Here is a 20032-nt window from a genome sequence, read left to right as displayed (position 1 = left end):
AAATCAAATGAAAAATATTCAAACTATTGGTCAACTTAAAGCTTCAGGATATCAGCCCAAGTCTATAAAATCAGAAATGCGTGATAACCTCATAAAGAAATTGAAGAAAAAGGAAAAAGTATTCGACAGTATCTTGGGCTTTGAAGATACCGTGTTGCCTGATATCGAAAGAGCAGTGTTATCAGGTCATAACATCATCTTACTAGGGCTGAGAGGTCAGGCGAAAACAAGGATTGCCAGATTGCTGACTACACTGCTTGATGAGTATATTCCTGTAGTTTCAGGATCAGAGCTCAATGATGACCCATTAGCTCCATTGTCACGCTATGCCAGAGATCTGATATCAGAAAAAGGTGACGACGCACCTGTCTCATGGATGCACCGGTCTGATAGATATGTAGAAAAACTGGCAACCCCGGATGTGAGTATAGCAGACCTGATAGGAGATGTTGACCCTATCAAAGCAGCCACATTAAAATTGCCATATGCTGACGAGCGGGTACTCCACTACGGGTTGATACCCAGATCCCACAGGTGCATCTTTGTGATCAATGAAATACCTGATCTACAAGCCAGGATTCAGGTATCATTATTTAATATTCTTCAGGAAGGAGACCTCCAAATCAGAGGATTTAAAGTCAGATTGCCTTTGGATATTTCTTTTGTATTCACTGCCAATCCTGAAGATTATACCAACCGAGGCAGTATCATCACACCGCTTAAGGACAGGATAGAGAGTCAGATACTGACCCACTATCCAAGGACGATTGAAACAGCAATGACTATTACTGCTCAGGAATCAAAACTCCACCAAAGCCAAAAGAAAGCCATACATGTACCCGAGCTTCATCTGAGATTGATCGAGATGATCAGTTTTAATGCCAGGGAAAGTGAGTACGTTGATGCCAAAAGCGGTGTATCTGCAAGATTGAGTATATCTGCTCTTGAAAACCTTTACAGTACGGCAGAAAGGAGGATGCTTCTGAATGGGGAAACTAAAACCACTACGAGAATTACCGATTTCTGGGGAGTCATTCCTGCCATCACCGGCAAGGTGGAACTTGTATATGAAGGAGAGCAGGAGGGACATTATAATGTAGCTATGCATCTTATATTTAAGTCTTGCAAGGAACTATTTACAACTTATTTTCCTGACCCAAACCAAAAGCTAAAACGTGAGATCAGAGATGTTTATGGCGTGGTCAAGGCCTGGTTTTCAGGTGGAAATACCATAGAAATACTCAATGATGATTCAGATACGGAGTTTAAAACAAAGATAGAAAATATAGCGGGATTAAAAAAATTGACCGAAGAATATAAACCTAAGGAAACAGAGCTGATGCCCATGATGGAATTAGTGCTTTTCGGACTTTCTGAATCCGAAGTTATAGGTAAAAATATAGTGGACAACAGCCTATCTTTTTCGGACCCATTGTCAGATATGTTCAATGATCTCAATAACTGATCACGTACAGCATAACAGGTTTTGAAAAATATTTTTTTAAATATTCTTTTCCAATCGCTGGATAATAACTACATTTGCAGCCGATTTGAAGAAATCCGATATCTACGGTTCCGTAGCTCAGCTGGATAGAGCAACAGATTTCTAATCTGTGGGTCACAGGTTCGAATCCTGTCGGGATCACCCTTATGAATGCCAAACAAGATGAATTTCTTGTTTGGCATTTGTTTTTCAAGGAGTTATGAATAAATACATTGCTAAATTGATGTTTTTTAAACTGAATTTAATGCGACAATTCAGCGACAAGGGTCAAAAAGCATACTATTTTGCGACACATTTGCGACCGTCGCAAATACCAAAATAGCTGTCGCAAATGTTTATACGCGACAATTCTTCACTTATTTTACGCTGCATGGCAACAGGAAAGTAATTTTTCACGTTTTAAAACCATGCAATACAAATGAAAAAGTTAGAAATTCTTAAGGTAAGTTTTATCCTTCGGTCGGATAAAAAGAATTCAGGATCATCACCTGTGATGATGCAATTGTACCTGTCAGGTCGGCGCGCTTACATCGGAACTGGCCACAAAGTAAATTTTGATGAATGGGATTCCAATTTTGGCAGGGTCAAAGGCAGCTCTAAAAAGGTTAGCACCATCAATCTGCATTTGGATACTATGAAAATGGATGTACTACAAATATTCCATACTATGAAGGCCAACCAGGAAGATATTACTGTTGATGAAATTCGTAATCGTTTAATGGGTAAAGATGAAGTCTCAAAAAAACATGCCATCACCATTTCTGAATTATGTGAGCTTCACAATCAGCAATATGAAGGCCTTGTGGGAATAGGGATTGGAAAGATTACTTTCAATCGCTATAAATTGTACAAAGGAAGGATTCTAGATTTTCTTGTGTACAAATACCAAGTATCAGATATCCAGATCGATCAGATCAAATATTCTTTTGCGATGGAATATGAGATATACCTAAAATCTATTGTAAAGCTTCATCAAAATACACTGGTCAAGTTTATGCAATATCTAAGTCGAGTACTTGATTATGGTGTAAAATATGATTACTTAGTCAAAAATGTATTGTCATCTTATAAGGCACATACCAAAGAGACAAAAAAGGAATATCTCACCGCTGAAGAGTTGCAGCGAATTGTTGAAAAGGAAATTACTATTCCTAGATTAAGTGAGGTGCGAGATTGTTTTGTTTTCTGTTGTTATACAGGATATGCCTACAAAGATACTTCACTTCTTTGTTCTGATCATTTAGTTACTGGCATCAACGGTAAGAAATGGATATATACTTCTAGACAGAAAAATGATAATGTGAGTAATGTTCCTTTACTAGAACCAGCACTAAATATTATAGAAAAGTACAAAGAGCATCCTGTATGTGTGAGCAAGAATCGCCTTCTACCAATGAAAAGCAATCAAAGGCTAAATACCTATCTTAAAGAATTGGCAGATATATGTGGCATTACAAAACCATTGACCACGCACATTGCCCGGCATACATTTGCGACTACTGTTCTATTGACAAATGGTGTGAGTCTCGAAGCTACAAGCAAAATGCTTGGCCACAAAAGCATAAAGACCACACAGATTTATGGTAAGATTGTAGAAAGTAGAGTTGGAGCTGAGATGGACCAACTGAGTGAGAAACTTTTTTCTCCAAAGAATGAAGACTCAAAAAAGGCACAATAAGGATTTAAATTTATTCAAAAAAAAGGCAGTACTGGTGACATACTGCCTTTTTTAGTTGTATAGATTAGTAATTGTTAAAGTCAAGAATGATATACTTTGGTGCGAAATTTATTCGTTATTTGTTTTTGATTGATCGTAAGTTTTACCCTAAACCTGTTAAGTGAAGATTGATATAGCCTATGCTTTTAAAAGAGCTACATTCCGTTATAAATGCCTTCGAGGTATTCTGCAATGATGTAGGGCATACGTCTTTATTAAGTCTGGAAACGATAAAGCAAAGGAAAAATTTCATTGTATCACAAATATCCAAGATGGTTGAGCTGGAAAACACATTTCCCTTTCAATCTGAAGCAGAAGAGATCAATTATTACCGTAATGAAAGACCAAAATTATTTCAGTATGGTATATATTACGAAAGGTTGCTGGATCTTGAGTCTGAAAAACCAATTGGTAAAGAGCGGAAATATTACAAGGAACTTGAAACCAGTCTGCATGACGATTCTAAGACCATTGTGGAAGAATTAAAGTACTATCGTTTGGATAGTGCGGAAAAAGATAATATATGGTTTGTCAAAAAATCGGAAAAATGTAATATTTTTGCCGTAATCAAAGCACTTTATATGTTGCAAAAATATTTGGATAATAAATTGGACAGTAGGCAAATAGAAGATAAGATTGCCGATTTTAGGAAATTAGAGTGGACAGGATTGCAGATTGAGTATGTGGAGGAGCTAACAAGTTGGAAAGAGACAAAAGTGATCAATAATGGTGATGTTACGTTGAAGGAATTACATGAGCGATTTCAATTATTCTTTGAAGTGAATATTACTGATTTTGATGGTACTTCGCATGATATAATGGAACGTCAGGACCCTGCAAGATTTTGTAATAAGAAAGCGAAAGCTCTCCAAGACAAACAAAGGGAGTGTAAGAAAGATTGTGTAAACTAGTATCAAGGAGTTAGGCTTCCATCTGTGGGGGGTACCCCCCACAGATGGAAAACTTATATGTTTGTGCGACCAAGTACAGACACATTTTTAACCTAACAAATTTAATAGTTATGCAAAGTAACAAATTTAATCTTAATCTCTCTGAATTTCTTCAGGATGTCAAGTCTCTTAATGATTTTGACAATGTTATGAATGGCCTTTACAAAGATGGCATTCAAGAACTTTTAAAAGCTGAACTAAGTCATCATTTAGGCTATTCAAAACACTCGCCCGATGGGATTAATTCAGGTAATTCCCGGAATGGGTCTTATAAGAAAAGATACGCACTACACAAGGACAGGTAGAGTTGGATATTCCACGGGATCGTAACGGTGAATTTGAGCCTATCATTGTTCCCAAGGGCCAAACTACCACTGAGAAAGTAGAATCTGTCATTACATCTCTTTACAGCAGAGGTATGAGCACCGATGACATAACAGCTCAAATTCAGGAAATTTATGGCTTAGACGTTTCTAAAACCTTTGTTTCAGATATTACAAACAAAATGATTCCGGCTATCCAGGAATGGCAAAACAGACCTTGGATAATACTTATTACATCGTTTGGATGGATTGTATTTGTTTTAAAATCCGGCAGGATAATAAAATCATCAACAAGAGTATTTATATCGTTATAGGACTGAAAACCAATGGGATCAAAGGTTTTGGGCATCTGGATGAGCGCCAACGAGTCTGCCGCGTTTTGGCTTTCTGTCTTAAATGAGCTCAAAGACAGGGGCGTTAAAAGATGCTCATTGCATGCACTGACAATCTTACAGGATTCACTCAGGCCATTCAAACTGCTTTCCCCGATACCGTATCCCAGCTTTGTATCGTTCATCAAATCAGAAACTCTATGAAGTTTGTCCCATGGAAAGATAGAAGGGCCTTCCTGGCTGATTTAAAAACTGTTTATGCCGCTTTAAATATGGAAACTGCTCTCATTGCTTTTGAAGCTTTTAAAGCAAAATGGGGGTCTAAATATGCCTATGCCATTAAAAGTTGGGAAGCAAACTGGTCAAATCTATCTCCCATGTTTCAGTATCCTACTAACATTCGTAAAATTATGTATACCACTAATACCATTGAAGGCCTCAACAGAGCCATCAGAAAATTTACCAAAACCAAAACACTTTTTCCAAATGATCAGGCAGCCTTGAAATCTGTATATCTTGCTATTCAGCAAATTCAAGTTAAATGGACAATGCCAATTCATAACTGGCATATTACTCATAATGAAATTTTAATTATCTTTGAGGATAATTTGATTCAGCCATAATTCTTTGAAGTTTTGTTTACACAAAATATTTTACAGCCTCCAAACAAAAAAGACACCGCAATAAGCCCTAATGCCATTCCCCCTTGGTAAACAATAAGTGCTCTAATTCATGACTGAAATTACATCTTCTACTTTCAAACCCATGTATTCACAAAATTCTAATACCGTAATGGGTTGATGATCTTTCTTGCCATAGTAGGTTTTGATCTTATTTAATAAGAGCCAGGAAGTCCTGTAGTTCTTACCAGTGATGGCGGAGACATCTTTGGGGTATATAATCAGTCTTGAAAATTTGCTCATACTACACTTTATTTGCCATAATTGGTGATACTATTGTCATACACTATCCATACACTATCCATACACTATCTATACACTATCTATACATCATCTCGCTAGGTGTCTCGTCCTAAAATAGCTATACAGGTTAAACAATTAATCCTAAATAAACTATACATGCTATGAGGGTTTTTCGTGGGTGGGTGTAATTTCTCGAGTATTTAAATCTCAGATGTTGGTAAAAACACTTTGTGTAAGTGGTTTGAATTTTAATTACTGAACAAAAGTAAGTTGTATGTGGGAAAATGATGTTAAAAAACGGTTAAAGATATATGTTATTGTTTGATAATATATGCAAAATATTGTCATTTATGATATCAGAGCATTAAAATGTGGCGTAACGTGGGAAATGTGACTATATCTTTGTCGTATTATTTAACTTTTTAAATTGTGGCATTATGGCTAAACAAGGTGGATTATTGAAGGTGGTGGGAAAGCTTGATGACCTATCATTTTACAAGAGTACTGATGGTTATTTGGTAAGGACCAAAGGTGGAGTTTCTGCTGATAGGATCGCAAATGATCCTACATTCCAGCGAACGAGGGAGAATGGCGCTGAATTCGGAATGTCAGCGAGTGCAGGGAAGCTGTTGAGAACAGCATTGAGAAATCTAATGATGACCGCCAGTGACAATCGGGTTGTGTCGAGATTGACCAGATTGATGACGGATGTGAAAAATCTGGATGCGGCTAATGACCGTGGGGAGAGACATGTCCATGAGGGGTTTGACCTTCCTGAAGGTAAAGCTGTGCTGAAGGGTTTTAACTTCAACAATCGCGCGATTTTGAGTGGTATTTTGTTCAAGACTTTTGCTCTGAACACTACTACTGGTGCGCTGGACATCCTTGGTGTGGTACCAATGATGGACTTGGTGAAGGCTCCAGGATCTACGCATGTGACGTTTAAGGCGGGATGGTCAAAGATGGATTTCCAGTTGGGAGAGTTCGAGACGCTGATCAGCAACTCTGTGAACATCCAGATCAACAACACGTCTGTGGACATCAATCTGACGCATGCAGCTCCGCCAGCTTTGGCGACTGGTATCCATGTGTTCACACTTCAGATTGAGTTTTATCAGGAAGTGAATGGTACGCAGTATTCTCTCAAGAATGGTGGGTATAATTCATTGGCAGTTATCGATGTAATCTAAGGATTTGAGATGGTAATTGAGCTTCAAAGGTTGTATAGGGATGGCTGGACTGATGGGGAGATGCTGATCAATGGTATCCTAGTGTGTCGGAGTATTGAATTGAGATGGGCCAAAAATGAGCGAAATATATCGTGTGTGCAGGAAGGAGTTTATCCTGTGGCCATCATTCAACATCCAAAACACGGAGAGTGCCTGAGACTAGATGGTGTGAAAGGCAGATCAGGTATCCTGGTACATGTGGCCAATGATGCTCAGAAGGAACTCCGGGGCTGTATAGCTCCGGTGTTTTCTTTGAGTGGGAACGGCAAAGGGCAACATTCCAGATTAGCATTGAACTATATCATTGAGAATTTGCGAATTAGTGATGAGAAGGAACATTATTTAAAAATCAGTTCTAGTAAAACTCACCCCCGCCTCTCTTAAAAGAGAGGAGCTAATGCAGTGTTTCAGGGGTGGAAAACTGGAAATAAAAAATTAATAAGATGAGTGAAATCATGGATAGGGCGAAGGCACCAACGCCCAAATTTTTTAGGGTGTTGCGAAATATTGGATTGATCATGGCAGGTGTGGGCACGGTATTGTTGACGGCACCTGTATCGCTTCCAGCTGCGGTGGTCACTTTAGGTGGGTACCTGGTGACAGCTGGCGGTGTGGCCACAGCTGTAAGTCAGATTACTAATATAAGTGATGATGCCATCGGCGAAAAAAAGGAAGGAGGGTCTGATGGGGATGGCAATTCATCATAGTGATCAGGCGATGGGAACACTCGGTGGTACCTTGATCGCTTTCATCGGCATCGTAGATGGCCATGATATCATCAAGACTGGTATCCTGGCATGTGTGGGAGCGATGGTCAGTTTTGGCGTGTCGAAGGGATTGCATAAGATATTTCCTGGCAATGTGGAGCTTCCCTTCAAAAAGGAAAAGAGCGGTAAAGATTCAGGCAGGAAACCTGATGATACTGCATCAGAGCGTGGACGCTCTGACGAACTGGATGGAGATTGAGTTTTAGTTTGATTTGTTTTGCATGGGTTGGGCTCCGGACGCTGGTTCGGGGCCTTTTTTCGTTTATTAAGATTGCAATTTAAAATTGCAATACCATTAAGCTGAAATGCCATTAAGATATTCTGCCAAAAAAAAAGATAGCCCTGATCAAAAACCAAGGCTACCTAATGGACTACCTAAAGCTGCTCTGATACAAACCTGATCGTGGTAGTACGCTCATCCAGATGGGTAGTGACAATGACAACTGTCTCTGGTGGACAGATAGATGGATGAATGAAGAATCTCGAAGTCAACTCAACTGTATCCATCAACGCAGCCAATACATTATCAAATCTCATGGCTCTGGAAATAATACCAAAATCTGTAGCTGCATGACACTCTAGGAAATGATCTAAATAAGGCTGTAATCCTGATGATGACAATAATCCTGCTTTAATACCAGGACTAAAAACTATACTACCAAGCTCAAATGTAAGCTCAGGAAGTGGATGTGTATATCTCATACGTATAAAATTAAATAGGTGAAATAAAAATAAGTGAAATAAAAAAATAGTCCCGAGCAAAATACCCAAGACTACTAATGATGTTGGACTAATACTCTGATGGAAAGATAACTGTAGTGTACTCTCTACTAGACTCTGTAATAATCCAAATCTTACTATCTAAACCATACAAACCTGATGGAATATGATATACTGAAAAAATACGACTACCATCTACCAAGGCAGCATCATTGAGGGCAGCATCATCTGGACAACAATCACCCCAATCACAAGCTAAATGACGAGCAACACATGAACGAACGAACTCACCAAAAGGAACATGCTCACAACTAGCATTAAATACTGTGGCACTGGTAAATAACGAGCCATAATCAAAACGGCGAACTGAAGCAACTACTGTACTCATAATAATAGGAATATAAAAATGAAAAACTAAGTGTACAGCCAACTAGACCATACTAACGGATACCTGACAGCGTGAGGGAATGAATAAGTGTATGGTGGAGAACGTAGTGGACCATACACGTTTCAGTTCCCGTAGCTAACTTTGTATCTGTTTTGTGTGGTAGAAAAGCGGGCGGGTTTACAACTGCTGCTTAATGGAATGCAGAATTGCTAATTTGGTGTATTTGCGGAATTGCTTTAATTGCCGATTTGCTAATTTGGTGGATCTGCTAATTTGGAGATGCTGATATGATTTGGAATGCTCACTTTGATCAATAGGCATTATGCTGAAGTCAATGTAGTTTGTTGATTGGCAGTTATTTGAAGTTTCTTGTTGGTCCAGTGGTGCCCCCCCAAAACATGACATATCATAAATAAAAACCGATAAGCAGCAAAAATGCGGGCGGGCGGCTTTGTCAAGTTTTTTGGTGATGAATGTCATCCGATAAAGCTTTCCAATACGCCGTGCTGATGTGCAGCACGGTTCATGTCTTAAATTGACGCTGTCAATTTTTCTACGAAACAGACATTCATCATCAAAACCCACAGGGCTTGAACTTTACTAAGCCAGAAGAGCATTAGATTTGCGGATCGGTTTTTTTTTGTTAACTAAAAAGTGGGAAATATTTAAACTGAAACGATTTTGGCGTTTGGTGAAGGCTGGGATTTTTAGGACTAAACTTCATTAGCTAAACAAGATTGAATTTAGTACTTTAGTTTCATAGAACTACGAAAGCCCCGCTGTTGCAAAACGGCTTAATGTTAGCGAATGGGCTATTACTCGTCATACTCGATTGCTTTGTTTATGTAGTCAATAATTGGTTTTGTTGTTTTGAAAAAGTCCCTAACAGTTTTAATACAGTCTTTACTTGTCATTATCTTGTCATTAAGCGGTTCTTTTGTACAAAATCCTTTCATTTTCAGAAGTTCACTTGCTGGATTAGTTTCGTCATATCCGTCTGGCATTTTTTTAAGTTTTCCAACACCTTGTATTCCGTTTGGGAATGATTTTTGAAATTCAGGGGCAGTAATGATTTTGTTGATGTCTGTAAATGAGTAGTCAATCTCTTGACGAATTTTCTTTAAATATTCAGGTGTTGTCTGCCAAACTCCACCACCAACTGAACAATTGCCTGGTTCTATATGAATAAAATATCCTGCTTTGTTTGGTTGTGGATAATTCTTATTAAAAACTACTAAGACATAGTTTTTATAAGGTGTCTTATCTTTTGAAAATCTTAAATCTCGGTTTACTCTCGTCAAGCATTTTTTAGGGTCTAAGTTGGCTTGTAAAATTGATTGGTCTATCTTTGATAATTCTTTCAAAAGATTTTCAGTTAATTGAAGTATGTCGCTTTTGTAATTTTCGTACAAGTCTCTATTTTGTTCAAACCATTCCCTTGAATTGTTTAGTTTGAGTTTTGAAAGGAAGTCAAGAGATGTCTGCTTAATCATTATTTTTACTTAGTTGGTTAATGTATTTCAAAATAATTTTAACTTGCTCGTCTTCCGATTTAAGTGCGGTGATTTTTCTAATCATTTCATTCCGCTCGGCTTCCGTTAGTTTTTTAAACGCTTTTAATACCCCTGATTCTTTTAATGTCTCTAAAATTTCTCTCTCAGTTATTTGCTCCTTTGAAGTCAACAAGTAAAGTGTCACAGTTACAGTGTCTCCACCACTTTTGTTAATTGATTTTCTGATTTTGTCATTTATAGAAATTAGCTTGTCTTGGTCTCCTAATTTCGCTAGGTTAATACTTTCTATTTTGTAGTTATCAATAGTACCTGAAACTTTCATTGATCCCCATTTTCCAACAATGTGTTTCGTGTTGGGAATTTGAATATGATAAGTCCAAGCACCTTTGCCTGGTTGATATTTTAATTCAAGTTTTTCGTCCTTTACTAAGTATTCCATTTTATGCGCGTTTTATTATTTAGCCTTTCCACTACCAAGGTGTTATACTCAACTCTATTTTCAATTTTAAAATTATAACTAATTGATTTATAATACATATTGAATTTTATTAAAATAGGAAAGTTTGCTAATGTGATTCATTTTTAAATGGATGGTATAAGTTTTTAAATACTTCACGAAATAGCTATTGATGGCAAATATAGAGGGTTGTTAGAGACATAACAAGGTTTTTTGTTCGTGGGGAACTAATAAACAGAAGATAAAGCCAATATAATACTGTATCTTAAACTGGAAAGTGTCCATACACTTCAACCAAGCCATTTTTTACACCTAAGCCTGGAAGGCTTGATCTTTACCAAGCCATGGGATGGTTTATTTTTGCAGTTCGGTTTTTATTAAAACATTTACTTAGCCTTTGTTAACAGCATTTCTTGTCTTGTTGAATTGGCGGACATTTTACACTTCCATAACTGCAATAAACACAACAGTCGCCTTGCTGTGGTTTTAAAACGGTCTTGCAATTTTCACATTCGTAAAAATATTGGCAAGCGTCTGTCGGCATTGTTTCTTCCTTTTTGTGTCCGCAGTTTGGGCAAGTGATTGTTGATTGTAATATGATTTCCATTTTATTTTTCCTTTTTGTCTGTTACTGAATATCCTGTTCCGTTTATGGCTTTTTCAATTTCGGCAATGTTCGTTTTTGAGTTATCAAATTCAACAATTGCGTTTTCATTTTCGTATGAAGCAGTTGATTTGATTATTCCAGAAAGTTTATTCACTTCGTGGTTTACGTGTTCTTCACAACTTGCACAGGTCATTCCGCTAATAGAAAACTCAACTGTCTGAACATTTGATTTGTCAACCACAATGACTTGCTTTTCTGCCTTTGGATAAAAAATGTGAGCATAATAAGGAAAGGCAAGCATAACTATTGAAAATGCTGTTATAATTCCTAAAAACATTTTCGATTGAATAAATTTTGGTTTTTCGTCCGTTTCGCAATTGCAGTCAATTTGCTTTTGAGGTTTTAACTTTTGATACCACGCAAAACCAAGAACCAAAATTGTCAAACCGATAAAATAAGGTCTTGCAGGTTCGAGCCACGAAAAAGTAGAGGCAAGTCCGCTTGTCCCTGCAACAAGAGCCAATACTGGTGTGATGCAACAAAGTGAAGCAGTAAATGCTGTCAAAAGTCCTGCACCGATTAATTTTTTGTCTGTTTTCATATTGTTTCTAAAATTTTGTTTTCGTGAAGTATTTTGAAAAACGGTTTGAGCATTTTTTCATACTCTTTGGTCAATGAGTAGAAAATGGTTTGTGCTTGCCTTTCCGTTTCAAGGAGTTTTCTGTCTTTGAGTTTTCGCAGATGTTGTGAAATTGCCGAAATGGTCATACCAAGAATATCACTCAAGTCGCAAACACAAAGTTGTTTCTCTTCGTAAAGCAGGAACAGGATTTTCAGTCTTACGTTGTTACCCGCCAATTCAAGTCCGTTCGATAAATAGTCAAACGAACCGTTCAGTTCTGAAACTCGGTCTTTGCAACGGTTGATTTGCTTAATGTCCGCCTGTTGTCTAATACAAGAAATGTTGTCCATAGCACAAAGGTAGTCAATTTGTTTATTTAAGCAACTACTTAAATACATTTTTCTCAGGTAAAAGAGCCTTCAGCAATGACTATGCAACTAAAAACATACCACCAGAGGTGGTAAAACTATAACCCGGATTATGCAATACAAAATCTATTCCGGCTTGAAATTACTGCAAAATAAGGCGTAAACTTGATTTCCCTCACTCACCATAGTAGTGACTATGATTCACTCACGAAATCACTTATTTTCTTGTACTTTCAACCCTCATGACGAAGTTCTATTGCATAATCCGGGTTTAAGTAAGAATTCACCAGGGGCAGCGGGGCAGATGGTGCGTACAGGAGTAATGAGAGGAACGATTCATGGCTGTACGTACCAGATGCCCCTGCATGGCTGCCCCCAAAACAAATAAAAGGAGGTGCGGTGAATGATACAGGGTGCGTATGTAGCTGGCGGAATGGGCACTCTGTATCAGGCACAGGAAGCACCGGAAATACTGCCAGCCATAGCCGCCATCCCGGAGCACAGTACTACAGAGTATATGAGCCATAATGACCAGAAATATGACATTATATACTACCTGCAAGGTGGAGATATGTGGCATATAGTAGCTCCAAGCTACGGCACCGCGCTATATGGCTTATACTTGTAACTGCGTCTCTGCCACTGAAGTGTTGAGCCGGAGATAGCGGACAGCTGGACTGTGTGTATTTGGGTGGGATAAAAGTTAGGCACACTCTGTACAGCTGTACGATATGAGCAAAGTCAGTGGCAGAGCCAGGATGGTCTATGGCTGAGACAGTATGCCGCTTTACCTGCAAAAGGGTGAACGCAGCGGAATGCAATGGAGCAAGCACCCGACAAATAAGTCAGGCGTAGCCGCAGTATATGAAGCATAGCATTGTGGGCAGGCAAAAGAGCAGAGCTGAAAAGCATGGGTATAGGAGGAACGAAATGAAACGAACAAAGGGTTTTTGATTGAGCAAAGGTAGCATTAGCCGAAGTACAGGATTTGTGATATGCGTTAATGCTGCCTGCGAAACGAAATTCGTATAGCCTGAGGTGAAATGAAGTGACGGAGATACGTATGCTGCGGGAATCCGGAGGCTATCCTGATGAACGAATGAATGGAAGGAGCGATAATGGAACGTAGCGGACGCAGGTAGCGAAGTAAAATGGAAGTGACTGAATGACGGAGTGAAGAAGGTGTGCCGGAGGATGGGGGATAAAAAGTTATCTGCATTTTAAGTAATATTTATTCCTAAATTTATAAAATTACAATAAAATCTATTAATTGTATATTATTGTATTACAATGATTTATAATTTTATGAATAAATTTAATACAATTATATGAATATTTTTATACGATTTTGCAGTTTATTTAAAGTTATCCATTACCTTTGCAGTATTAATTTTTATTACATGAAGCATTTATTATCAAAACAACAAGCGGAAATAATTTTAGAACCTTATCTTTTAAAAATTCAAGAGGCTATTGAAAGTGGGTTTAACGACCATTTAGCCACTATTAATTTTCACCATAGTAATGGAAATTATGTCGCATTTAACAAGAAAGAGAAGGCTAATATTATTCATGGACTTATAAGGGCTCGAATTAAAAAATGTTTGAAGGAGATTCAGAAGTTAGAAGTGGTAATTTTAATGGAGTTTTTGGTATTCAAATAAAGGATAACATCTTTATCAGATTTAAAAAGATAAATAAAGACTATAGTACATCTAATATTTTAACAAAACAGACTTCTGACTATAAAAAATCAAATAGAAATTCCTGGGATTCCAGATGCTGCTACTTTATTATATGCCGGATATTTGCCTGATTCAACTTGGACTAGTCTTAAAAATATTTGTATTTTTTGTAAACTTGGTGATAATTTAGAGTGGCAAATAGGCTTAAATGGGTCCATAGAACAGAATATTATCAATTTCAATCCATCCAGATCAGAAGAAGAAGTGACCATCCAAAAAAGAGTAAAAGTTAAAGATAATCAAATTAAAAAGACAGGAACTAAGTAAATAAAATATAAAGTCAATGAAATCCATAAATCCAGAAATGATTGTGTTGGCGAGAGAGATAAGGGGTATTTCTCAAAGTGAATTGGCTGATCTTATTCAATTGACACAGGGTATGTTGTCAAAAATTGAAAAAGGTTTAAACAAACCATCAGAAGAAATTTTTACAAATATTTGTAATGTCCTCGAATTTCCGATGTCATTTTTTGAACAAACAAATAATATTTTTGAACCGAATTTATCCTATTATCGAAAAAGAATAGTAATCAAAAAAAGAGATTTACTAAAGGCAGAGGGCAGCATGAATCTCGTTAGGATGAATTTAGAAAATCTAATGACAAGTGTAGAGCTTCCAGAACTTAATCTACCACTATGGGATGTTGATGTCCATGGTGCACCTAAAGCAGCAGCAAAATGGGTAAGACAAAAATGGAGAATTCCAAAAGGCAGAATAGAGAATCTAACCAAGATTATTGAAGATAATGGGATAGTTGTTGTTCCATTTGATTTTGGTTCTGAAAAAATGGATGGTCTAAGTTTAATTTCTAAAGATAGACACCCAATCATATATATCAACAACAAAATGCCAGGAGATAGGCAACGTTTAACTTTAGCACACGAATTGGGTCATTTGGTTATGCATATTGGCCAGCAAAAGCCCAAGTCCGTGATGTAGAAAAAGAAGCCATGCAATTTGCTTCTGAATTACTTGTACCTGCTTCCGAATTTTTACAAGATCTTGAAACAATTAGTCTTGAGAATTTGGGTAATATGAAAAGGTATTGGAAAATATCTATGGGTGCACTTTTGTACAAATCAAAAGAATTGGCACAAGTGACCGATAATCAATATAGATATTTGTGGCAACAAATGGCATCTTTAGGTTATAAGACAAAAGAACCTGCAGAATTTAATGTGTCACCAGAAAAAGCGACTTTGTTTAAGGAAATGCTTGAGTTGCATATCAATGAATTGGGATACACAAAAGATGAACTTGCCAATATGTTACATATCAATGTAAAAGACCTGAATGCTTTGTATTATAGCGATAATGTAAAACTTAAAATTATTCGTAATTAATCTTTAACGTAAAATATTTGAAAATGAAAATGTGAAACAATCATCAAAAACCATAGCTTCTGAAGCAAGTAAAGTATTAAAAGATAATAGTGCATCAAAGATAGCAAAACAATTTGCAGGATCCATTATATCACAATCCAACACTAAAAAGGAAACTGGTGCTGCAATGGAAACAAAAGCATCTAATGCATTGAAAAGCGATAAATACAATGATTTGACTAAATCAATGGCAGCATCATTATTGTCTCAATCCAATAAAAGGAGATAAGATCTCTGTCATAAGAAATATGAACATCACTCAGATACAGGAAAATGTAGAGAAGGTAATCAAGGAATTGGACAAGGAGCGATTTGTCTTTGATCTACTGCAGGCTTATGGGCTACCTAAGACTACCATCAGCAGACTCGAAAGGTGGTATGAATCTGTCTAAGGATGATGGAGAAATCATACTGAAGAAAAATTGTACTACAAGTTTGTATCTGCTGGTGATGTAGGAAGTGTATATGAAACTGTGCTTGCAGACCCCAAGGTGACGAAATATGATCCCAGATTTGTGGTAGTGACTGATGGTATTCATATCAGAGCACTAGATACTAAAACTAAAGATGTGCTGGATATAACTATCAAAGAATTGATCAATCATTTTGATTTCTTTTGCCATGGGCAGGGATGGAAAAGTTTGAAGGTAAGGAAGAGACTATTGCTGACGTAAGGGCTGCAGATAAAATGGCTAAGTTTTATGATGAAATCAGCAAGGATAATCCTACCGGTACGGAGGCGGAAGTACATAGTCTGAATGTGTTTTGTCCAGGATGTTGTTTTGTTTTTTGCGGAGGATACTGGTATTTTTGAACAAGGACAATTTACGGGTGCCATCAGTAGTCATACTCAGGTAGATGGTAGTGATCTGCATAGCTATCTGGACACGCTATGGGATGTCATGAATACTGACAAAAGGCAAAGACAAAACTTACCTGCCTATCTCGATGCTTTCCCGTATGTAAATGGTGGTCTATTCCGTCATCAGTATGCTGCACCTATGTTTACCAGGCGTAGCCGGCAGATGGCGATAGATATGGGAGAACTGGACTGGAAGGCTATCAATCCGGACATCTTTGGCTCTATGATACGCCGTGATCACACCTGAGCATAGAGGTGGTCTCGGCATGCACTATACGAGTGTGCCGAATATCATGAAGGTGATCGAACCTTTGTTTCTGAATGAGCTGTACGGAGCATGGAAGTGCCAAAGGAAATCTCAAAAAAGCTCAATGAGCTCAGGCTGCGTATCAGCAAAATCAAGGTCTTTGACCCCGCTTGTGGTAGTGGCAATTTTCTGATCATAGCGTACAAGGAATTGCGTAAACTGGAAATGCTGATCATACGCGACATACAAGCGCTACGTGGACATCAAGGTGTGGTAGTCTCGATCTCGGTACGGAATATCTGTCTATGATCACACTTAGTCATTTTTATGGTATAGAGCTGGATGATTTTGCCCATGAGGTGGCGATATTATCTCTATGGCTTGCAGAACATCAGATGAATCAGGCATTTTTTGCGGCATTCGGGATGTCGAGACCTGCATTGCCACTGATGGAGACTGGCCATATCGTACATGGGAATGCGTGCGAGTGGACTGGGAAGCGGTGTGTCCAAAGGAGAAGGATGATGAGATTTATATATTAGGGAATCCACCGTATTTGGGATTTAATGAAAGAAGTAAAGAACAAAAATTGGATATGGATTTTGCTCTCAATGGTTCTGGAATATTCAACGTTTAGATTACATTGGGTGTTGGTTTGTAAAGCTTCTGACTATATAAATAATTTCAATTCAAAATATGCTTTAGTTTCAACTAATTCAATTTGTCAAGGCGAGCAAGTAAGCTTACTGTGGCCTAGCGTATTTTCTAAAAATCAAGAAATATTTTTGCTTTCAAACCATTTAAATGGTCGAATAATGCAAAAGGAAATGCTGGAGTTACATGTTTATTCTTGGAATTCAAAACTCAAACATAGGAGAAAAACACATTTACAGCGACAATCGAAAGAAAATGGTTAAAAGTATAAGTCCATATTTAATTGAAGGAAACCCCATAATAATGTCACAAAGAAATAGCTCAATTTCAAAATTTCCGGAAATGATTCTTGGTAGTAGTGGAATAGATGGAGGTCACTTAATACTCACAAAAGATGAAAAAGAGACATTTATTAAAGATGATCCTTTGGCTAAAAAATTTATTAAGACTTTCATTGGTGGAGGGGACTTCATTGATGGCACTGAAAGATTTTGTTTATGGATTGATGACTCATTAATTGATGAAGCTCTAAAGATTCATTTAATAAAAGATAGAATTGAAAAATGCAAAAATTATCGTTTGACTGCCGGACGCGATGCAAAAAAAGCCGCGAATGTTCCGCATAGATTTTTTTATAGGAAACATCAAGAAAAGGATGCCATCATTCTACCGATGACAAGCTCTGAAAGAAGACTTTTTTTACCAGTTGGATTCTTAACAAATAGAGCAATCGTTAGTAATGGTGTTTTTGTAATTTATGATTCTGAATCTTGATTATGGAATTTTATCTTCAAGAATTCATATGATTTGGACTCAAGCAGTGTCTGGTAAATTGGAATCTCGTATTAGATATTCTGTGAACATTGCATACAATACCTTCCCATTCCCCCACATATCCGACGGCCAAAAAAAGAGCTAGAAAAACATGTTTATCGCATCCTTGAAGAACGGGAGAAACATAGCGAAAAGACCCTTGCACAGCTTTATGATCCGGACAAGATGCCCGATGGGCTGAGAGAAGCATCATCAAAATGATCTGGCCATGGAACGATGCTACCCGGAGCAAACCCTTTGAGTGATGAGGAGCGACTAGAGTATTTGTTTAAGATGTATGAGCAGATGATAGAGGGATGAGAAAAAAATAAAGGTACGTTGTTTGCATCCGGAGGAAAATCATTAAAGAAGAAGAAATGATAGAAATATTAGATCATTTGTTGACGCTATCCACAGAAACAGAAGTGGTAGAGTTTAAAGAAGCAAAAAACAGGTATGATAAAGATAAACTGGGTCAGTATTTCTCTGCACTTAGCAATGAAGCAAACTTAAAGGTGTGGAAGTAGAATATGTGTTATTTGAATTGTTAAGAATGATAAATCGATTGTAGGTACGTCGATCAGTGACCATGAGCTCAATGAATATAAAATGAAATGGCTCAACATACAAGCCCTCGGCTTTCTTTTGGGTCAACTTGATTAGAATAGAAAGATGGCAAAAATGTCATTGTTTTAGAAATCACAGCTCCAAAGGACAACCAGTTTCTTTGGAAAGGACATTGCTATGGTAGGGATGGTGAAAGTTTGGGTGCGCTGAATGATTATGAACGAAGATAAAATAAAGGCACAAAATGTGTCTTGTGACTGGTCGTCTCAAATTCTTCCTGATGCAAAGCATTGATGATTTGTCAAAGGAAGCCATTGATTTCGGTCGTAAACAATATGTGAGAAGAATCGAAAAATTGAGTCTGAGAAATACTTGGCTGGGATGATATCACCTTTCTGAATAAAGCAAAAATAACCATACAGGGCAAAATTACCAGAACAGCTATTTTACTTCTTGGCAAACTGAGTCGGACCATTTTATCAATCCAGCACAAGCCAGGATATCACATGGATATTGAAAGATAAAGATAATCTCGAGAAAGATTATGAACATTTTGGATGCCCATTTATATTGTGGCCGTGATGCTGTGAGAATGAAGATAAGGAATTTAAAATATAGATATATCAGGATGGGTCACTTTTTCCTGAGGAGGTAGATCAGTTTGACCCTTACATCATCAGAGAAGCCTTGAATAACTGTATCGCTCATCAGGATTATGAGTACAATGGTAAGATCAATGTGGTCGAAAAGAAGATGGTGTATTGGTATTTAGTAATATGGGACACTTTATACCTGAGTCACCGTGGAACAAGTGATCAAGGCTGATGCTCCTGAATCCAGATATAGGAACCCATTTTGGCAAATGCTATGATCATCCTTAATATGATTGACACCACCGGCAGTGGTATCAAAAAGAATTTTCATGATACAAAAAAATAAGTTCTTCCCTTTACCGGATTATGACATTACCAATAATAATGTAAGTCACGATCACGGGTAAAGTACTGGATATCAATTATGCAAGAAAATTGGTATCCATGCCAGCTTTAACATTGAATGAAATTATGTTGATGGATAAAGTAGTCAAATATCAGCCTATAGATGACAAGATGTAACTTTACTAAGAGTAAGGGCCTTATAGAAGGTAGAAAACCTAATTTCATATTTCTATGTCTGGCCAAAGTTACAAATGAAAAGGACATTTATATCAGAATAGAGGGTTTAAAGATGATCATTACAAAAAAATGATATTGGAATATATTGATAAATATGGATCGGCAACAAAGGGATATTGATCATCTAATTTTAGACATACTTCCGGATATTTTAGATGATAATAA

At 37.3% G+C, this 20032-nt stretch carries 26 protein-coding genes, 1 tRNA gene and 2 pseudogenes; 20 read left to right on the top strand and 9 right to left on the bottom strand.

Annotated elements, in window-relative coordinates; genetic code table 11:
- Positions 1-7: 7 nt before the first annotated feature.
- From IPK35_03190 to IPK35_03170, 5 genes and pseudogenes are all read left to right on the top strand, one after another.
- On the top strand, positions 8-1465 hold the full coding sequence (locus tag IPK35_03190) for a magnesium chelatase (protein MBK8052299.1): 1458 nt from the start codon (positions 8-10) through the stop codon (positions 1463-1465).
- 106 nt (positions 1466-1571) lie between these two features.
- Positions 1572-1645: transfer RNA gene (locus tag IPK35_03185), tRNA-Arg, on the top strand.
- A 277-nt stretch (positions 1646-1922) separates the two neighbouring features.
- Positions 1923-3182, top strand: a complete 1260-nt coding sequence (locus IPK35_03180) for a site-specific integrase (protein MBK8052298.1) — start codon at positions 1923-1925, stop codon at positions 3180-3182.
- A gap of 311 nt (positions 3183-3493) precedes the next feature.
- Positions 3494-4132: an RteC domain-containing protein gene (locus tag IPK35_03175; protein ID MBK8052297.1), complete on the top strand. Its 639-nt coding sequence runs from the start codon at positions 3494-3496 to the stop codon at positions 4130-4132.
- A gap of 110 nt (positions 4133-4242) precedes the next feature.
- A pseudogene (locus IPK35_03170) lies at positions 4243-5449 on the top strand (IS256 family transposase).
- A 102-nt stretch (positions 5450-5551) separates the two neighbouring features.
- Here the strand turns inward: IPK35_03170 and IPK35_03165 are convergent.
- Together IPK35_03165 and IPK35_03160 are read right to left on the bottom strand one after the other, a co-directional pair.
- Positions 5552-5749, bottom strand: coding sequence for a hypothetical protein (locus IPK35_03165; protein ID MBK8052296.1), 198 nt, complete (start codon positions 5747-5749; stop codon positions 5552-5554).
- 511 nt (positions 5750-6260) lie between these two features.
- The gene (locus tag IPK35_03160; protein ID MBK8052295.1) at positions 6261-6845 is read right to left on the bottom strand and encodes a hypothetical protein; all 585 of its coding nucleotides are present in this window, start codon (positions 6843-6845) and stop codon (positions 6261-6263) included.
- 103 nt (positions 6846-6948) lie between these two features.
- Between IPK35_03160 and IPK35_03155 the strand changes: the two genes are divergently transcribed.
- The 3 genes from IPK35_03155 to IPK35_03145 are packed head-to-tail and all read left to right on the top strand — an operon-like array spanning position 6949 to position 7944.
- Positions 6949-7362 (top strand): hypothetical protein, encoded by a 414-nt coding sequence (locus tag IPK35_03155; protein ID MBK8052294.1) that lies wholly within the window; start codon positions 6949-6951, stop codon positions 7360-7362.
- Positions 7363-7421: 59 nt separating this feature from the next.
- Positions 7422-7685, top strand: coding sequence for a hypothetical protein (locus tag IPK35_03150; GenBank protein MBK8052293.1), 264 nt, complete (start codon positions 7422-7424; stop codon positions 7683-7685).
- The gene (locus IPK35_03145; GenBank protein MBK8052292.1) at positions 7663-7944 is read left to right on the top strand and encodes a hypothetical protein; all 282 of its coding nucleotides are present in this window, start codon (positions 7663-7665) and stop codon (positions 7942-7944) included. Before IPK35_03150 ends, IPK35_03145 begins: the two co-directional genes overlap by 23 nt.
- Before the next feature lie 176 nt (positions 7945-8120).
- On the opposite strand, the gene IPK35_03140 is transcribed toward IPK35_03145, so the two are convergent.
- The 6 genes from IPK35_03140 to IPK35_03115 all read right to left on the bottom strand — a co-directional run bounded on the left by IPK35_03140 (position 8121) and on the right by IPK35_03115 (position 12403).
- Positions 8121-8447, bottom strand: coding sequence for a hypothetical protein (locus IPK35_03140; GenBank protein ID MBK8052291.1), 327 nt, complete (start codon positions 8445-8447; stop codon positions 8121-8123).
- 88 nt (positions 8448-8535) lie between these two features.
- Entirely contained in the window at positions 8536-8853 is a 318-nt protein-coding gene (locus IPK35_03135) for a hypothetical protein (protein MBK8052290.1), read from the bottom strand.
- Between the two features lie 815 nt (positions 8854-9668).
- Entirely contained in the window at positions 9669-10346 is a 678-nt protein-coding gene (locus tag IPK35_03130; protein MBK8052289.1) for a DUF2461 domain-containing protein, read from the bottom strand.
- Entirely contained in the window at positions 10339-10806 is a 468-nt protein-coding gene (locus tag IPK35_03125) for a DUF1905 domain-containing protein (GenBank protein ID MBK8052288.1), read from the bottom strand. Before IPK35_03125 ends, IPK35_03130 begins: the two co-directional genes overlap by 8 nt.
- 626 nt (positions 10807-11432) lie before the next feature.
- The gene (merTP, locus tag IPK35_03120; protein MBK8052287.1) at positions 11433-12032 is read right to left on the bottom strand and encodes a mercuric transport protein MerTP; all 600 of its coding nucleotides are present in this window, start codon (positions 12030-12032) and stop codon (positions 11433-11435) included.
- The gene (locus IPK35_03115; GenBank protein MBK8052286.1) at positions 12029-12403 is read right to left on the bottom strand and encodes a helix-turn-helix transcriptional regulator; all 375 of its coding nucleotides are present in this window, start codon (positions 12401-12403) and stop codon (positions 12029-12031) included. Before IPK35_03115 ends, merTP begins: the two co-directional genes overlap by 4 nt.
- 421 nt (positions 12404-12824) lie before the next feature.
- On the opposite strand from IPK35_03115, the gene IPK35_03110 reads away from it, so the two are divergent.
- The 12 genes and pseudogenes from IPK35_03110 to IPK35_03055 all read left to right on the top strand — a co-directional run bounded on the left by IPK35_03110 (position 12825) and on the right by IPK35_03055 (position 18652).
- A complete protein-coding gene (locus IPK35_03110; protein ID MBK8052285.1) occupies positions 12825-13049 on the top strand; it encodes a hypothetical protein in 225 nt (74 codons plus the stop codon).
- Positions 13050-13821: 772 nt separating this feature from the next.
- A complete protein-coding gene (locus tag IPK35_03105; GenBank protein ID MBK8052284.1) occupies positions 13822-14085 on the top strand; it encodes a hypothetical protein in 264 nt (87 codons plus the stop codon).
- 144 nt (positions 14086-14229) lie between these two features.
- On the top strand, positions 14230-14433 hold the full coding sequence (locus IPK35_03100) for a hypothetical protein (protein MBK8052283.1): 204 nt from the start codon (positions 14230-14232) through the stop codon (positions 14431-14433).
- Positions 14434-14449: 16 nt separating this feature from the next.
- A complete protein-coding gene (locus tag IPK35_03095; protein ID MBK8052282.1) occupies positions 14450-15106 on the top strand; it encodes an ImmA/IrrE family metallo-endopeptidase in 657 nt (218 codons plus the stop codon).
- Positions 15107-15117: 11 nt separating this feature from the next.
- The gene (locus IPK35_03090) at positions 15118-15510 is read left to right on the top strand and encodes a hypothetical protein (protein ID MBK8052281.1); all 393 of its coding nucleotides are present in this window, start codon (positions 15118-15120) and stop codon (positions 15508-15510) included.
- Between the two features lie 13 nt (positions 15511-15523).
- Positions 15524-15778, top strand: a complete 255-nt coding sequence (locus tag IPK35_03085) for a hypothetical protein (protein MBK8052280.1) — start codon at positions 15524-15526, stop codon at positions 15776-15778.
- Between the two features lie 19 nt (positions 15779-15797).
- Positions 15798-15941 (top strand): hypothetical protein, encoded by a 144-nt coding sequence (locus tag IPK35_03080; protein ID MBK8052279.1) that lies wholly within the window; start codon positions 15798-15800, stop codon positions 15939-15941.
- Positions 15942-15971: 30 nt separating this feature from the next.
- Complete coding sequence (locus tag IPK35_03075; protein MBK8052278.1) at positions 15972-16223, top strand: hypothetical protein; 252 nt, start codon at positions 15972-15974, stop codon at positions 16221-16223.
- A gap of 357 nt (positions 16224-16580) precedes the next feature.
- Positions 16581-17295 (top strand): annotated as a pseudogene (locus IPK35_03070) (class I SAM-dependent DNA methyltransferase).
- Positions 17225-17575 carry a hypothetical protein gene (locus IPK35_03065; protein MBK8052277.1) on the top strand — a complete coding sequence of 117 codons (351 nt, stop codon included), beginning with the start codon at positions 17225-17227 and terminating at the stop codon, positions 17573-17575. The pseudogene IPK35_03070 and the gene IPK35_03065 overlap by 71 nt, the downstream one beginning before the upstream one ends.
- Positions 17499-18086, top strand: a complete 588-nt coding sequence (locus IPK35_03060; GenBank protein ID MBK8052276.1) for a hypothetical protein — start codon at positions 17499-17501, stop codon at positions 18084-18086. The genes IPK35_03065 and IPK35_03060 overlap by 77 nt, the downstream gene beginning before the upstream one ends.
- A gap of 416 nt (positions 18087-18502) precedes the next feature.
- Entirely contained in the window at positions 18503-18652 is a 150-nt protein-coding gene (locus IPK35_03055) for a hypothetical protein (protein MBK8052275.1), read from the top strand.
- Positions 18653-19478: 826 nt separating this feature from the next.
- Here IPK35_03055 and IPK35_03050 read toward each other — a convergent pair.
- Positions 19479-19616 carry a hypothetical protein gene (locus IPK35_03050; GenBank protein ID MBK8052274.1) on the bottom strand — a complete coding sequence of 46 codons (138 nt, stop codon included), beginning with the start codon at positions 19614-19616 and terminating at the stop codon, positions 19479-19481.
- Between the last annotated feature and the right edge of the window lie 416 nt (positions 19617-20032).

This window comes from Saprospiraceae bacterium, assembly GCA_016713025.1.
Lineage (GTDB): Bacteria > Bacteroidota > Bacteroidia > Chitinophagales > Saprospiraceae > OLB9.
Note: the sequence above shows the minus strand (reverse complement) of the source record. Positions and strands in the feature narration are given on the sequence as shown.